Origin of the sequence: Flavobacterium sp. (genome assembly GCF_027484705.1) — a bacterium.
Lineage (GTDB): Bacteria > Bacteroidota > Bacteroidia > Flavobacteriales > Flavobacteriaceae > Flavobacterium.
The window spans coordinates 45,406-62,286 of the sequence record NZ_JAIXSL010000008.1 but is presented as its reverse complement, the minus strand read 5'-3'; the positions used below and the strand labels follow the sequence as shown (position 1 = coordinate 62,286).

Here is a 16,881-nt window from a genome sequence, read left to right as displayed (position 1 = left end):
GCGAAAATCAGTAAAATCAGCAAAATCCGCGTTCCATAAAAATGTCAGAATCAAAACACAAATACCTTCAGCTTTCAGGACTTGAGCCATTGATTGTTACGCCCGAAACCAATTTCGTCAATGTCGGCGAGCGCACCAACGTGACAGGTTCCAGAAAATTCCTGAGGTTGATCAAAGAAGAACAATACGAAGAAGCGCTCGACATCGCCAGAAATCAGGTAGAAGGCGGCGCCCAGATCATCGACGTCAACATGGATGAAGGCATGCTCGATGGCGTGTATGCGATGACCAAATTTTTAAATTTGATCGCAGCAGAACCCGATATCGCGCGAGTTCCCGTAATGATCGATTCCTCGAAATGGGAAATCATCGAAGCCGGACTCAAAGTGATCCAAGGCAAAGGTGTCGTGAATTCTATTTCACTAAAAGAAGGTGAAGCAGCTTTCATCCACCACGCCAAACTCATCAAACGCTACGGCGCCGCAGTAATCGTGATGGCTTTTGATGAAGATGGGCAAGCCGATACTTTCGAACGCCGCATCGAAATCTGCAAACGCTCGTATGATATATTGGTTGATGTGGTAAAATTCCCAGCTCAAGACATCATCTTCGACCCGAATATTTTTCCCGTTGCGACCGGAATGGACGAACACAAACTCAACGCACTCGATTTCTTCCGCGCCACCAAATGGATTCGCGAAAACCTTCCCTACGCCCATATTTCAGGCGGTGTGAGCAATGTGTCTTTCTCGTTCAGAGGTAATGACAAAGTGCGTGAAGCGATGCATTCGGCGTTCTTATACCACGCGATTCAAAACGGCATGACGATGGGCATCGTGAATCCGGAAATGTTAGAGATTTACGACGAAATTGACAAAAACTTACTCGAACACGTTGAAGATGTTTTGTTGAACAGGCGTGAAGATGCGACCGAAAGATTGCTCGATCTGGCCGAAAGTTTCAAAGGCGATTTCAAAGCCAACGAAAAAGCAGTTCAGGAATGGCGCAGTTTCCCAGTGCAGGAGCGATTAACGCATTCGCTCGTAAAAGGCATCGACGAATTCATAGAAATTGACGTAGAAGAAGCCAGACAATTGGCCTCAAAACCCATCGAAGTCATCGAAATCAATCTGATGGCGGGCATGAACGTAGTTGGTGATCTGTTCGGCAGCGGAAAAATGTTCTTACCACAAGTCGTTAAATCGGCGCGAGTAATGAAAAAAGCCGTTGCTTATTTATTGCCTTACATCGAAGCCGAAAAAGACGGAAAATCTTCGTCCGCCGGAAAAGTGCTGATGGCAACCGTTAAAGGCGACGTACACGATATCGGAAAAAATATTGTCGCGGTCGTTTTAGGTTGCAACAATTACGAAATCATCGATCTTGGTGTGATGGTGCCACCAGAAAAAATCATCGAAGCGGCAATCAGAGAAAATGTAGACATCATCGGACTCAGCGGCTTGATTACGCCTTCGCTTGACGAAATGGTTTATCTCGCCAAAGAACTCAACAAGCGCAACATCAAAATCCCGATTATGATTGGCGGTGCCACGACCTCGCGCGCACATACTGCCGTGAAAATCGCGCCCGAATATGACGAAACGGTCGTGCATGTCAATGATGCTTCGAGAGCCGTGACCGTAGCCAGCAATCTGTTGCAAGCGGAAACCAAAGTAACTTACGCCAAAACCGTTCGCGACGAATACGACACTTTGCGCGAAGGCTATCTCAACAGAAGCCGCGACAAAAATTACCTTTCGATTACGGAAGCCAGAAAAAACAAATTCCAGTTGGATTGGGACGAATTTACACCTCAAAAACCCAATTTCATCGGAACCAAAACTATAAAAGTTGAACTGTCCGAACTTGTAGATTTTATCGATTGGACACCATTCTTCAGTTCCTGGGAATTACACGGAAAATATCCTGCAATCCTGACTGATGAAGTCGTGGGAGATCAAGCCACCAACTTATTCGCCGACGCCCAGGAAATGCTCAAGCAAATCGTTTCCGAAAAATGGCTCACGGCCAAAGGAATTCTTGGTATTTTTCCGGCCAACCAAATCAATGATGACGACATAGAAGTTTTGAATGCAGACGGAAAAGTCACCGGTCAATTTCTGACTTTACGCCAACAATCGCAAAAAACAGCAGGCGCACCGAACATTGCTTTAGCCGATTTTATAGCACCCAAAGATTCCGGAAAGCATGATTATATCGGATGTTTCTGCGTCACGACCGGTTTTGGTGTCGATGAAAAAGCCGCGGAATTCGAAAAGCAACTCGACGATTACAACTCGATTTTGGTCAAAGCATTGGGCGACCGATTTGCCGAAGCTTTTGCGGAATATCTGCATTTGCAGGTCAGAAAAGAGATTTGGGGTTATGCTTCCGATGAACAGTTGTCGAATCAGGATTTGATAGCAGAAGAATACAAAGGAATCCGTCCAGCTCCGGGTTATCCGGCTTGTCCCGACCATTTGGAGAAACCGACGATCTGGAAATTATTGAATGTGGAACAAGAAATAGGCGTAAAGCTTACCGAAAGTATGGCGATGTGGCCCGCGTCTTCCGTCTCAGGATATTATTTCGCGAATCCGCAAAGCAAGTATTTCGGACTCGGAAAAATCAAAGAAGATCAAGTCGTAGATTACGCCAAACGAAGAGGAATTTCAACAGAAAAAGCGACGAAATGGCTCAGCCCAAATATTGCAGATTAATTAAATTAAGAACATGAAAGTCACCCAACATATCGAAAACGCCCAAGGAAAACCTTTGTTCTCCTTTGAAATTTTACCGCCTTTAAAAGGGCAAAACATCCAATCGATTTTTGACAGCATCGATCCGCTGATGGAATTCAATCCGCCATTCATTGACGTGACGTACCACCGCGAGGAATACGAATTCAAGGAATTACCCAGCGGTTTGCTGCAAAAGAAAATCGTCAAGAAACGTCCGGGAACGGTCGGGATTTGCGCGGGCATTCAGAACAAATATTCGGTCGATGCGATTCCTCACATTTTGTGCGGCGGATTTTCGAAAGAAGATACCGAGAATTTGCTGATTGATCTTGATTTCCTTGGCATTGATAATGTTGTGGCACTTCGCGGCGATGCACTCAAAACGGAAACCTATTTCCATCCTGAAAAAGACGGTAATGAATATGCCACCGATCTCGTACAGCAAATCAGCAACCTGAACAACGGCATTTACCTCGATGAAGATTTACAGAACACTTCGCAGACCAATTTTTGTATCGGCGTGGCAGGTTATCCTGAAAAACATATGGAAGCGCCAAGTCTCGACAGCGACATTCATTTCCTGAAAATGAAAATTAAAAACGGTGCCGATTACATCATCACGCAGATGTTCTTCGACAACCAGAAATTTTTCGATTTTGTCGCTAAATGCCGCGCGGCCGGGATTACCGTTCCGATCATTCCGGGACTCAAACCGATTGCGACCAAAAAACAACTTAACTTGATTCCGCATCGTTTTAGTTTAGAATTGCCTGACGATCTGATCATGTCGGTCGTGAAAGCCAAAGACAATGACGCCGTAAAACAAATCGGAATCGAATGGTGCATCGAGCAAAGTAAAGGTTTGGTGGCTGCGGGAATTCCTGTCTTACATTATTATTCGATGGGAAAAGCCGAGAATATCAAAGCCATTGCGAAGGAAATTTTCTAAAGCAGTTCGTCAATAAAAATTGAAACCGCTCTGTGCCATTGGTATAGCAGCGGTTTTTTTATGCTGTTTACTTTTTGTCTACCTGTTTTTGAACTGAAAATCTGGTATTCCTCCTAATTTTGAAGCAGGGAAGAAATGCTATGAAACCCGTTTCCAAATTTTAATCAAAAAAAGGACTATGAAAAAACGACTGCTGATTGCCTTTGTCTTTATTTCGCTGCACGCTTTTGCGCAGGATTTTTATGAGCGTAACACGATTCAGGAAATCCGCCTCACTTTTACAGATCCGAATTGGCACCAGACGCTTTTGTTCGCCGGTGGTTATACGCCGGCACAATCGGTGTCGATCAACGGAACTGTGTTTGAGAATGTCGGCGTGAAATATAAAGGCAACAGTTCGTTTTCGACTTTAAACATGAAAAATCCTTTCCACATCGAACTCGATGCGTATCAAAACCAGGATTACCACGGCATCAAAGACATCAAACTGAGCAATGTGTTCTATGACCCGTCGTTCATCCGCGAGACTTTGTCGTATGATATTCTGGGAAAATACATGCATGCGCCGCGCGCGAATTATGCGAACGTCTATGTGAATGAAATACTCATCGGGTTGTATGTCAATACCGAAGCAATCACGAAAACCTTTGTCAAGAACCATTTCGGGTCGAATACGCATCCGTTTTTTAAGGCGGCGATTATGGGCGGAGCGAATTTGAATTCGACGAACAAACCCAATTTGCTTTATTTGGGAACGGATCAGTTCGATTATGAAACGAGGTTCGAGATGAATTCCGATACCGGTTGGCCCGATTTGATCAACCTCACCAATGTTTTGAACAACAATACCACGCAGATTGAAACCGTTCTTGATGTAGACCGGACTTTGTGGATGTTGGCGTTCAACAATGTGCTGGTGAATCTCGACAGTTATACGGGTTTGCTCAACCATAATTATTATTTGTATCAGGACGACAGCGGAAGATTCAGCCCGATTGTCTGGGATTTGAATATGTCGTTCGGCACGTTTGATTTTCTGTCGAGCCAGAACGATTTCGTATTTCAAACATCTCAAAAAATTGCCATGAGCCACATTGCACAACAAAATCGCGTCAATTGGCCTTTGATCCGAAGGTTGCTTGCGATTCCGAGATACAAGAAAATCTATCTGGCGCACATGCAAACCATTTTGGACGAGAATTTCACCAATGACAGTTACATCACTACGGCGAATGCGCTGCGCAATACGATTGATAGTTCGGTGCAAAGCGATGCCAATAAATTTTACACTTACGCCGATTTCCTCAACAGTTTAAATACGACCATGCTTGTGGATGACAACTTCTCATCCTCTGGAATTGTTGAGCTGATGACCGGAAGGAAAAACTTTTTGTCCAACCTGCCTGATTTTACGGCAATCAAACCGGTAATTTCTGACATCGTTCCCTCGAATGCGACGCCACTGATCAACACCAACATTTCGTTCACGGCCAATGTCACCAATACCAATGCGAATGCGGTTTTGTTTGGCTATAGGACGCGACTGAATATGGCGTTTACGAAAATCCCAATGTTTGATGACGGTGCGCACAACGATGGAGTAGCAGGAGATAACATTTATGGGACGGATGCGCTCTTGATCAACAACGCTTACATGCAATATTATGTGTATGCGGAGAACAATACGATTGGTGCTTTTTCACCGGCGCGTGCGGAACATGAATTCCATTCGATAGCGGCGATCAATAACATCAATCCGGGCGAAATCGCAATCAATGAACTCATGGCACAAAATACAGAAACCATTACCGATCCGGCCGGACAATTCGAGGATTGGATTGAGTTGTACAACAATACTTCAAGTCCTTTATTACTTGACGGATTATTTCTGTCAGACACGGCGACCAATCTTCAAAAATGGCAATTGCCGAGCGGCATTACGATGGAACCGGGAAGTTATCTGACGGTTTGGGCTGATGAAGATACCACGGAAGAAGGGCTTCATGCGGATTTCAAACTGTCTGCCAGCGGTGAAAGCGTTTTTCTTTCCAAAGCCGATGGCACGCTCGTCGATTCCGTCACTTTTGATGCTCAGGCGGCCAACATCAGTTATGCGAGAAATCCGAACGGAACCGGAAGTTTTGTAAATCAGGAGCCGACATTCAACGCCAACAACCAAACTTTATCGGTTGCTGAAGTGTCATTCGAAAACAATGCGATTGCAGTGTATCCGAATCCTACTTCGGGTAATCTCCATATCATTTCCGCACTGGCATTAGGAACTGTCGAGATATACAACCTTGTCGGTCAAAAGGTGTTTACACAAAATGAAGCTTCGAATCAGCTGAGCATCAATGTGGCACCACTGCCTTCAGGAACCTATTTGTTGAAATGCCATAACCAAGGAAAAGTAAGCGTTTCTAGATTCGTTAAGATCTAGTGAAGCCATGCCAAGTAATGATAAAAACAATATATTTGCGGCTTTATGAGGCCGATGAAAAACGTATTTTCTTTATTGCTGTTTTGCTTTTGTTGGTCTGCTGCAGCGCAGCAATTTGAGGACACCAATGCCATCGAAGTCAACGTGCTTCGCGGCAACGTTTTACCCCATTCCCCAGAATTATACCATTTAATCACCGGCCATCCTGAAGGCGTAATGATCAGTTTTTCGAAAAAAACGCATGGCAAGCAAGCCTGGCAATCGCTCTACAATTATCCCGATTATGGCGGTTATTTTTTATACGAGGATTTTAAGAACGAGATTCTTGGGAAAAATTACGCCATCGGCGCGCATTATAATTTTTATTTTCTCGATCGGATGCTGATGCTTAAAATCGCCCAAGGCATTGCGATGACTACGCATCCGTACGACAAAGATACGAACAGTAAGAACCGCGCTTTCGGATCGAAGTATATGGGTAATACCAATTTTATGCTCAACTTCAAGAAAGACCATATCGTGGATGGTTTCGGACTTGAGGCGGGTTTTTTCTTCACGCATTTCTCCAACGGCAGGTTCAAATCGCCCAACAGTGGCATCAATACTTACGGCATCCATTTGGGCATCAACTATGATTTTGACAAGAAACCGAAATTTGCGGTGTTGGATTCGTTAGGTGCTACAATGAAATTCACCGAACCAGTCAAATTTAATCTGGTGCTGCGTTCAGGATTCAACGAAAGCCCCATCATCGGCAGCGGTCAGAAACCCTTTTACCATTTCGGATTTTACGCCGACAAACGCATCAACAGAAAAAGCGCCTTGCAGGCCGGAATCGATTTGTTCGCAACCACCTCGATTAAAGAATTCATCAAATACCGTTCGATTGCTTATCCCGATGACCATCTCGACCCGAATACAGATTACAAACGTGTAGGTTTTTTTATTGGGCATGAGTTGTTCATCAATAGGATTTCTATCGAGACCCAGCTTGGGTATTACATCTATCGGCCTTTTGAAATGGATAGGCCTATTTATGACCGTCTGGGCATAAAATATTATTGGTATAAAAACGTCTATTCCGCGCTCTCGGTAAAAACGCATGGTTTTCTCGCAGAAGCTTTAGAGTTGGGCATTGGAATACGCATTTAGAAAGAATATTATGAAGTATTATTGGTTGTGTTTTTCGATAATCCTACTTTTCATCCAGTGTGAAAAGCCTTATGATTGCGTAAAATCGAGTGGACCGATGAAATCAAAAGCATACGACGGATTGACCTTCACCAAATTGCTCGTCAATAAAGGAATCAACGTTGTGATTACGCAAGGCGACACGTATCAGGTTGAAGTGCAGACCGGCGAAAATCTCATCAACGACATCGAAGTGACACTTAGTGGAGATTTACTGACTTTATCTGACAATACGAGCTGCAATTGGGTACGAGATTATGGCGAAACAACAGTTTATATCACAGCACCGAACCTTACCGAAATTATTTCCAAAACCGAACAGAACATCACTTCGAATGGTGTGCTTACTTACCCGAGTTTACGTCTGGTACTGATGGACGAAGGCGACGGTTATTCAGGTACGGGCACCGGAGACATTTACCTTGAGGTCGATAACCATCAGGTCGTTGCCGAGAATAACGAACTCGGGCGTTTCTTCATCACAGGAACCACGGATTTTTTAAGCGTCAGTTTTTACGAAAGCGGCGGCGTGTTCCATGGCGAAAACCTTTATGCTACGGATGTTCGGTTTTACCACCGCGGCAGCAATGATATGTATATACGCCCGCTAAATTCACTCGATGGCGATATCTTTAACGTCGGTGATGTCAATTGTTATTCGCGACCGCCTGCAGAAAATGTGCATGTGCGCGAACATTACCACGGAAGTTTGATTTATCGTTAGGGTTTTTAGGAGCTGTTCCCGCTATTCACTATTATCTTTTGTGCCGAACACCGTCACAAAAGGATAACCGCTACAAATGCGTAGCATTCACCGAACACCTATAAAAAATAATACTAAGTGAGGTAATCGGGGCTAGGGAATTTTGGTCAAAATTACTTCTTCGTGACTTCGCGGAACAAAGTCTCCAGATTTTTGTTTTTCTGATTCAGTTGAAGTGTTTTCAATCCGTTGTTGTGTGCGAAATCAAAAACCACAGAACGCATATCTTGGCTAGAAACGAAAGTCAGTTCCCAAACATTGCCATTCGTGTTTGCTTTAGTTGTCAAATGCGGAAGATTAGCAAGCAGTTCTTCATCCACAACCAAGTCAAATTCCACTTCTATGATTTGTTCCTGGTCGGCCACCATCGCCAGATCGAGTTTTTTATCAGTCACAATTTTTCCCTGATCGATGATGATCACGCGGTCGCAAATCGCTTCGACTTCCTGCATGATGTGTGTCGAAAGAAACACCGTTTTGTCTTTCCCGACATTGCGAATCACTTCACGGATTTCGAGCAATTGGTTTGGGTCGAGTCCGGTGGTCGGCTCATCCAAAATCAGAACATCGGGATTGTGTAGTAAGGCGTTGGCCAAACCCACCCGTTGCCGGTAACCTTTCGAAAGTTGTCCGATTTTTTTATGGCTTTCTGCCGTGAGTTTTGTCAAAGCAATCACTTCTTCAATGCGGTTTTTAGAAACGCCGTAAACATCGGCATTGAATTCCAAATATTCGCGTACATACAAATCAAGATACAAAGGATTGTGTTCCGGCAAATAGCCAATCGATTGCTGCACTTCTTTTTGTTGCGTGTTCACATCAAAACCATTGACACTGGCGCTGCCTTCATCGGCTGCGATATAAGTCGTCAGAATTTTCATCAAGGTCGATTTTCCAGCGCCATTCGGGCCTAAGAACCCAACGATTTCGCCTTTCTGAATCGTAAACGAAACATCGTCTAATGCTTTTTGCGTGCCGTAATGTTTGGTGATGTTCTTGACTTCGATCGACATAGTTTCTGATTTGAAGCAAAAGTAAAGAAACGACGAGGAATTTTTTAAAAAAATAAAATCTTTTGTGATACTCTAAACATTTTTTTCTACTTTAGCAATCCAATAAATTACACCCATGTTGAATAACCGTTACTATTTTAGCAATTCTTTTTATTTCTTCTGCAAAGAAGTCAGGGATTGTGGTATGGTTGTTTGAAAAATTATTAATTCAAAAAAATATACAAATCCCGATGCACATCGGGATTTTTTTATGCTTATATATGAATTCAAGCATCGCCATACAAGGGATCAAAGGATCGTTTCACCATCAGGTTGTTTTGGAATATTTTTCTGAAGCACGCGATGTGGAGGAATGCCTCTCGTTCGAAGAAGTCGTTGCTAGTTTGTTGGCTGAAAAGGCTTCGCAAGCGGTCATGGCTTTAGAGAATTCGATTGCGGGATCGATCATTCCGAATTACGCGCTGATTGACAAAAATAATTTGCAGATTATCGGCGAGCATTATCTCGACATCCATCAAAACTTAATGGCGCTTGACGGACAACAATTGAAAGATATCGCTGAAATCCATTCGCATCCGATGGCGTTGTTGCAATGCATGGAATTCCTCAAAAAACATCCGCACATCAAATTGGTTGAAGATCAAGACACGGCTGAAACGGCGCGAAGGATTCATCAGAATGAAATTCACGGCATCGCAGCGATTGCGAGTAAAGCCGCTTCAAAAATGTACGGACTGAAAATTTTAGCGCCAGAAATCCAAACGGTGAACAATAACATGACGCGTTTTGTGATTGTCACCCGAAAAGCTTCGGAAGTCGACCAAGATAAAATCAATAAGGCATCTTTGAAGTTCGAACTCGACCACAAACGCGGCAGTTTGGCGGCGGTTTTGAATGTCATGAGCGATTGCCGGTTGAACCTGACCAAAATCCAGTCGTTGCCGATTATAGAAACACCTTGGAAATATTCGTTTTTTGTCGATGTCACTTTCGATGCCTACGAAGATTTCCAAAAAGCAAAAGCCGTCCTGAGTATTATGGCGGAGCATCTCAAGATTTTAGGGGAATACCAAAACAAACAGCCATGATCAAAACCGCCAAAAGATTAGACACGGTAGAAGAATATTATTTTTCGACCAAATTGCGCGAAGTGCGTCAGTTGCTTTCCGAAGGAAAACCCATCATCAATATGGGCATCGGAAGTCCCGATTTGGAGCCTGATGTATCCGTGATTGAAGCCATCCAATCGGCCGTAGCCGAAGAACACGCGCACCAATACCAAAGCTATCAGGGTTTGCCGGAACTGCGCTCAGGCATGGTAGATTTTTATAAAAAGTATTATCAAGTTGATTTGGATTTGAATACCGAAGTATTGCCGTTGATGGGCTCGAAGGAAGGCATCATGCACATCGCTCTGGCTTTTCTCAATGAAGGCGATCAGCTTTTGATTCCAAATCCGGGTTATCCGACTTATAGTTCCGTCGCGCAATTGGTCGGAGCAGAGCCAGTGTTATACGATTTGATAGCTGATAATCATTGGGAGCCTGATTTTGAGGCTTTGGAACAACTCGACCTGTCGCGTGTCAAACTCATGTGGGTTTCGTATCCACACATGCCAACAGGCGCAGCCGGAAGTTTGAATTTGTTTGAAAGATTAGTCGCATTTGCCAGGAAACATCAAATCCTTTTAGTCAATGACAATCCGTATAGTTTTGTGTTGAATGACCATCCGATTTCTATTTTGGAGGTTGCAGGTGCTAAAGAAGTTGCACTCGAACTCAACTCGTTGTCGAAAACCTACAACATGGCAGGCTGGCGCGTCGGAATGGTCTGCGGCAATGCAACCTTTATCGACGCGATCCTCAAAGTCAAAAGCAATATGGACAGCGGCATGTTTTACGGCATCCAGAAAGGCGCAATTGCTGCTTTGAAACTCGATGTCTCGTGGTTTGAAAGACTCAATAACGTATACGCAAAACGAAGGGAATTGATCTTCGAATTGGCAGAGAAACTAGGCTGTACTTTCGATATAAACGCGGTCGGTTTGTTTGTCTGGGCAAAATTGCCGCAAGGTGTTGTTTCTTCGGAGCAATTCATTGACGAAATTTTATACAACAAGCATATATTCATCACGCCGGGAACTATTTTTGGCAGTCAGGGTGAAGGCTATATTCGGTTTTCATTATGTGTCAAAGCCACAAAAATCAAAGAAGCGATCGAACGATTTGAATCCTAAAAAGAAAAACATGAAAATCTATATCATTGGCGTAGGATTGATTGGCGGCTCGATGGCGCTCGATATTCAATCGCATGATGCCGAAGCTGAAATTTTCGGGATTGATGCGAATGAAGCGCATCTCCAAGAAGCGCAACAACTCGGAATCATTCATCAAACGGCTGCCGTCAAAGATTTGCAACAGGCCGATATTGTGATTCTGTCAGTTCCGGTTGATGTGGCGATGTTGCTATTGCCCGAAGTCCTTGGCAACATCGGAAAAGACACCGTAGTCTTTGATGTAGGTTCGACGAAACTTCCGATTTGCGAAGCGGTTGCGAATCACCCAAATCGCGCTAACTTTATGGCGACGCATCCGATAGCGGGAACCGAGTTTTCCGGACCGTCTGCAGCCATCAAAGGGCTTTTCGAAGGCAAGACAAACATCATCTGCGAAGTCGAAAAAACGACGTTCAAATTGCAGGAAAAGGCGCTGGATCTGTTTCAGAAAATGGGCATGCGCATCCGGTATATGAACCCGAAATCGCACGACAAGCACATTGCTTATGTGTCGCATTTGTCGCACATCAGTTCGTTTATGCTCGGGAAAACGGTCATTGAAAAGGAAAAGCACGAACGCGATATTTTCGATATGGCGGGCAGCGGATTCGAAAGCACGGTACGACTCGCCAAAAGTTCCCCAGCGATGTGGACGCCGATTTTCAAACAGAACAAAAATCAGGTCGTGAAAACACTTGAAGAATATATTGCCAATTTGTCGAAGTTTAAGGAACTGCTCGAAAACGATGATTTTGAATCGGTTTTCAACGAAATGCAGGAAGTGAATAAAATAAAAGAGATATTACAAGGAATTAAAAAATAAGAAGAAACGTCAAAAAAGTACAGAGCCCTAGCCCCGATAGAAGGGAAAATCCTTTTGTGCCGTGGTTCGGCATAAAAGATTGGAATGATAGCGGGATTAGCTTCTAAAAATAAAAAACTATGGAAAACAACATACAAATGAGACAGTGGCTCGACGATTTCAACCTCACGCATCCGCTCGTGATTGCCGGGCCTTGCAGCGCAGAAACCGAAGAACAGGTGTTGAAAATCGCGCACGAATTGAAAAACTCTGACGTCAGTATTTTTCGCGCGGGCATCTGGAAACCCAGAACGCGACCGGGCGGATTTGAAGGTGTCGGCGCCATCGGACTCAAATGGTTGCAGAAAGCCAAAGCCGAAACAGGTTTACTGATGGCGATTGAAGTAGCGAATGCGGCGCATGTCAAACTTGCGTTGGAACACGATATTGATGTATTGTGGATAGGCGCGCGCACGACCGTAAATCCTTTCGCAGTACAGGAAATAGCGGATGCTTTGCAAAATACAGACAAAATTGTACTCGTTAAAAATCCCGTAAATCCGGATTTGGCTTTGTGGATTGGCGGTGTCGAACGTTTGTACAATGCCGGAATTAAAAAACTGGGCGTGATTCACAGAGGATTTTCGACTTATGAAAAAACCAAATACCGCAACATTCCCGAGTGGCAGATTGCGATTGAGTTGCAGAGCCGTTTTCCTGATTTGCCGCTGATTTGCGATCCGTCGCATATTACGGGCAAGCGCGATATGATTCAGGAAGTGTCGCAACAGGCGCTCGATCTGAATTATGACGGATTGATTATTGAAACGCACATTGATCCTGACAATGCGTGGAGCGACGCCGCACAACAAGTCACACCGACCGCTTTGAAGCAGATTTTCAAAGATTTGCGCATCAGGGAAGTAGCGACCGAGGAAACCGATTTCAACACGAAAATGATCAAACTCCGCGCGGATATTGATGTCGCCGATAGTAAACTCTTAGAGATTTTAGGCAAACGAATGCAGGTCGCGGAACAAATCGGCGCTTTGAAAAAGGAAAAAAACATCGCGGTTTTACAAAATAAACGATGGAATGAAATCCTCGGAAAAATGATCCTCGAAGGCGAAGATAAAGGGCTTAGCGAGGAATTTATCCTCAAATTGTTCAAAGCGATCCATCAGGAAAGCATCAGCCATCAGGAGAAAATCATTAATTCATCATTATAAATTTTGAATTTTAAATTTTGAATTATTCGAACCGTTCAACAAAAGCCGTAATTTTGTCATTCAAAATTCATCATTCAAAATAGCAAATGACAGGACTCGTATACAAATCAACCGGAAGCTGGTATACCGTAAAATCCGAACAAGGCGATTTTATAGAATGCCGTATTAAGGGCAAGTTCCGCATGAAAGGCATCAAAAGCACCAACCCGATTGCGGTAGGCGATGTCGTTGATTTTGAACTCGATGAAACTTCGGATGCCATCACGGGAACGATTCACAACATTCACGAAAGAAAGAATTATATCGTGCGCAAATCGGTCAACCTATCGCATCAAATGCACATTATTGCCTCGAATGTGGACTACGTTTTTCTTTTGATTACCATTAATAATCCGCCGACGACCACCAATTTCATTGACCGTTTTTTGGTGACTGCTGAAGCTTACGGCATCGAAACGATTTTGGTGTTCAATAAAATCGATACGTTCGACGAAGCGATGCTCGAAGAACAATTATACCTGCAGCATATTTATCAGGAAATCGGCTACCGTTGCCTTCGCGTTTCGGCTAAGGAAAACAAAGGAATCGAAGAGTTGAAACAATTGATGGTCGGAAAAGTCAGCATGTTTTCAGGACATTCTGGCGTCGGAAAATCAACCTTAGTCAATGCGATGGAACCGAGTTTGCATCTCAAAACCAAAACGATTTCCGAACAAAGCAAACAAGGACAGCACACGACGACTTTTGCTGAAATGTATGATTTGAGTTTCAACGCTAAAATCATCGACACGCCAGGAATCAAAGGTTTCGGCATAGTAGATTTGGAAAAAGAAGACATCAGCGGTTATTTTCCGGAATTTTTCAAGCTCAAAGACCAATGCAAATTCAACAACTGTCTGCACAAAGACGAACCGCATTGCGCCGTGAAGAAAGCGCTCGAAAACGATGAGATTTCTTGGTCGCGCTATAAAAATTATTTGCATATCCTCGAAGGTGATGATGAAAATTACCGCACCGATTTATACAACGAAGACCGCATCATCAGTGATCAATCCCGAAAGTCATAAGTTATGAAAGTGGTTATTCAAAGGGTTTCGCAAGCCTCAGTAACTATTGAAGAAAAGTTGGTGGCCGATATCCAAAAAGGATTGTTGGTTTTGGTAGGTGTTGAAGCGGAAGACAACGCCGAAGACATCGATTGGTTGGTCAACAAAATCATTAATCTGAGAATTTTTGTCGATGCGAATGATGTCATGAACTTATCGGTGAAAGACATCCACGGCGAGATCATAGTCGTAAGCCAATTTACCTTGCATGCTTCCACGAAAAAAGGAAACCGTCCGTCTTATCTCAAAGCAGCAAAACCAGAGATTTCGATTCCGATGTATGAGAATTTTGTACAACAACTCGAAATCGCTTTAGGCAAAAAAATACAAACCGGAATCTTCGCCGCCGATATGAAAGTATCGCTTTTAAATGACGGCCCTGTAACGATTGTCATCGATTCAAAAAACAAGGAATAAATGTTAATGTTTTCTAAAAATTTTCTATTTTTGGAAAAATTGCGCCTGTATGAAATATTTGTTCTCCGCCTTATTTTTTTTGATGAGTTTTGCTCTTTTTTCTCAAAAAATGGAGTTGTCTACCCTACTTATTCCTGACAGTCTTAAACAAAATGCGAATGCTGTGATACGTCTTGACCGCATGGACATTGACATCGCTTCGCAACGAAGTATGACAATCAAAGAGAAGCGCATTGTGACAGTGTTCAATGAAAAAGGAATCAATGTTATCGGTGCTTTTGAAGGTTATGATAAAACCACCAACATCAGAAGCATTGAAGCGGTCGTTTATGATGGCGCAGGGAATGAGATCAAAAAAATAAAGCGTAAAGATTTCAGGGACCAGAGTGCCGTCGATGGGATTTCGCTTTTTTCTGATGATCGGGTGATGTTTTTGGAATACACCCCAACGCAATACCCTTTTACTGTTGTCTATGAAAGTGAAGTGGCTACTTCGAATACTGCTATGATTCCCAAATGGTATTTTTTGTCCCGTTATTATACGAGTGTGGAGCGATGTGAGCTCAATGTCTTCTTTCCTGTAGCGGTTGGCTTTAAAAAGAAGGAGTTTAATTTCTCAGGGTTCAATATCAAAAAAACTACCGATACCCCGACGCAGTTAAGTTATGTTGCTATCAATTTACCGGCTCAGAAAGAGGAGAGCTATAGTCGTGAAGCGTTTTACATATTTCCCTGGGTCATGATGGGATTAGATAAATTCAACCTCTCAGGCGTAGATGGAACCGCCAAAACATGGGAAGAATTCGGACGATGGTATTCAGATAAAATCCTATCAGATACTTACGAACTTTCCGATGAAACCAAAGCCAAAATGAAAGCCTTGGTCGGTACTGAAAAAGACCCGCTACAGAAAGCCAGAATCATCTATAATTATGTGCAGCAAAAATCAAGATATGTGAGCATTCAGATAGGTATCGGAGGTTGGAAACCTATGTTGGCCAAAGATGTTGACCGACTGGGTTATGGAGACTGTAAAGCGTTAACCAATTATACCCATGCTTTGTTAAAAGCCGTAGATGTGCCTTCTTATCACACCCTTTTATATGGCGATTCCCATAAAAAGAATATCGAATCTGACTTTGTGGCTGTGCAAGGAAACCACATGATATTGTCCGTCCCAAACGGGAACGATTATGTGTGGTTGGAATGTACGAGTCAAGATGCACCTTTTGGCTATCAGGCCAATTTTACGGATGATAGGGAAGTGCTTATTGTAAAACCCGATGGTGCTGAAATTACAAGAACCAAAAATTATCAGAATCAGGACAATGCACAAATCAGTAAAGGAAGTTACACCCTTGCAGAAGACGGCTCGCTTTCTGGCAGCATCAGCATCCTGTCTGAAGGGTCGCAATACGGATTCAAGTATGCTTTACAAAATCAATCGGGCACCGACCGCGAAGCACATTATAAAGAGTATTGGAGCAATATCAATAACCTGAAAATCAATAAGACCGCGTTCGAGAATGATAAAGAGAATATTCGCTTTACGGAAAACATAGCCATTGGAGCGGTAAATTACGGCACATTTTCAGCCGGAAAAATGCTTTTTGTGGTCAATGCTTACAATCAGAATGCGTTCAATATTAAAAGAATAAGAAACAGAAAAACGGCTTTCGAAATCCAACGCGGAAGTTATGATGAAGATGAAATTCTCATCACGCTGCCCCAAGGATTTGTCATAGAAACATTGCCCCAAGACACTGCTTACAATAGCAAATTTGGAGCGTATAAAACTGAAATCATAAAAAAGGACGATTCCAACATTATTTACAAACGAACTTTCCTGCTCAATAAAGGGCAATATGCTAATACCGAATATGAAGCTTTCAGACTTTACATAGAACAAATCACAAGAAACGATAACGCTAAAATCATAGCCGTAAAACAATAAT

At 43.2% G+C, this 16,881-nt stretch carries 13 protein-coding genes; 12 read left to right on the top strand and 1 reads right to left on the bottom strand.

The features are described from left to right. The first annotated feature begins 41 nt into the window (after positions 1-41). From metH to Q0058_RS04670, 5 genes are all read left to right on the top strand, one after another. The gene (metH, locus tag Q0058_RS04690) at positions 42-2,720 is read left to right on the top strand and encodes a methionine synthase (RefSeq protein WP_298221586.1); all 2,679 of its coding nucleotides are present in this window, start codon (positions 42-44) and stop codon (positions 2,718-2,720) included. Positions 2,721-2,733: 13 nt separating this feature from the next. After that, a complete protein-coding gene (gene metF / locus Q0058_RS04685) occupies positions 2,734-3,690 on the top strand; it encodes a methylenetetrahydrofolate reductase [NAD(P)H] (RefSeq protein WP_298221585.1) in 957 nt (318 codons plus the stop codon). Positions 3,691-3,868: 178 nt separating this feature from the next. Further along, a complete protein-coding gene (locus tag Q0058_RS04680) occupies positions 3,869-6,130 on the top strand; it encodes a CotH kinase family protein (RefSeq protein ID WP_298221584.1) in 2,262 nt (753 codons plus the stop codon). A 54-nt stretch (positions 6,131-6,184) separates the two neighbouring features. Further along, the gene (locus Q0058_RS04675; protein ID WP_298221583.1) at positions 6,185-7,282 is read left to right on the top strand and encodes an acyloxyacyl hydrolase; all 1,098 of its coding nucleotides are present in this window, start codon (positions 6,185-6,187) and stop codon (positions 7,280-7,282) included. A 97-nt stretch (positions 7,283-7,379) separates the two neighbouring features. Further along, a complete protein-coding gene (locus Q0058_RS04670) occupies positions 7,380-8,045 on the top strand; it encodes a head GIN domain-containing protein (protein WP_298221582.1) in 666 nt (221 codons plus the stop codon). A gap of 152 nt (positions 8,046-8,197) precedes the next feature. Here Q0058_RS04670 and gldA read toward each other — a convergent pair whose 3' ends face one another. After that, entirely contained in the window at positions 8,198-9,097 is a 900-nt protein-coding gene (gene gldA / locus Q0058_RS04665; RefSeq protein WP_298221581.1) for a gliding motility-associated ABC transporter ATP-binding subunit GldA, read from the bottom strand. Between the two features lie 260 nt (positions 9,098-9,357). On the opposite strand from gldA, the gene Q0058_RS04660 reads away from it, so the two are divergent. From Q0058_RS04660 to Q0058_RS04630, 7 genes are all read left to right on the top strand, one after another. Beyond that, a complete protein-coding gene (locus Q0058_RS04660; RefSeq protein WP_298221580.1) occupies positions 9,358-10,185 on the top strand; it encodes a prephenate dehydratase in 828 nt (275 codons plus the stop codon). Continuing rightward, complete coding sequence (locus Q0058_RS04655) at positions 10,182-11,333, top strand: aminotransferase class I/II-fold pyridoxal phosphate-dependent enzyme (RefSeq protein ID WP_298221579.1); 1,152 nt, start codon at positions 10,182-10,184, stop codon at positions 11,331-11,333. Before Q0058_RS04660 ends, Q0058_RS04655 begins: the two co-directional genes overlap by 4 nt. A gap of 10 nt (positions 11,334-11,343) precedes the next feature. Next, the gene (locus Q0058_RS04650) at positions 11,344-12,195 is read left to right on the top strand and encodes a prephenate dehydrogenase (protein WP_298221578.1); all 852 of its coding nucleotides are present in this window, start codon (positions 11,344-11,346) and stop codon (positions 12,193-12,195) included. Positions 12,196-12,314: 119 nt separating this feature from the next. Then, positions 12,315-13,403: a bifunctional 3-deoxy-7-phosphoheptulonate synthase/chorismate mutase type II gene (locus tag Q0058_RS04645; protein WP_298221577.1), complete on the top strand. Its 1,089-nt coding sequence runs from the start codon at positions 12,315-12,317 to the stop codon at positions 13,401-13,403. An 86-nt stretch (positions 13,404-13,489) separates the two neighbouring features. Then, positions 13,490-14,470, top strand: a complete 981-nt coding sequence (rsgA, locus tag Q0058_RS04640) for a ribosome small subunit-dependent GTPase A (RefSeq protein ID WP_298221576.1) — start codon at positions 13,490-13,492, stop codon at positions 14,468-14,470. A gap of 3 nt (positions 14,471-14,473) precedes the next feature. After that, entirely contained in the window at positions 14,474-14,926 is a 453-nt protein-coding gene (gene dtd, locus Q0058_RS04635; protein ID WP_298221575.1) for a D-aminoacyl-tRNA deacylase, read from the top strand. 109 nt (positions 14,927-15,035) lie between these two features. Beyond that, positions 15,036-16,880 (top strand): DUF3857 domain-containing protein, encoded by a 1,845-nt coding sequence (locus tag Q0058_RS04630; RefSeq protein ID WP_298221574.1) that lies wholly within the window; start codon positions 15,036-15,038, stop codon positions 16,878-16,880. Position 16,881: the final 1 nt, after the last annotated feature.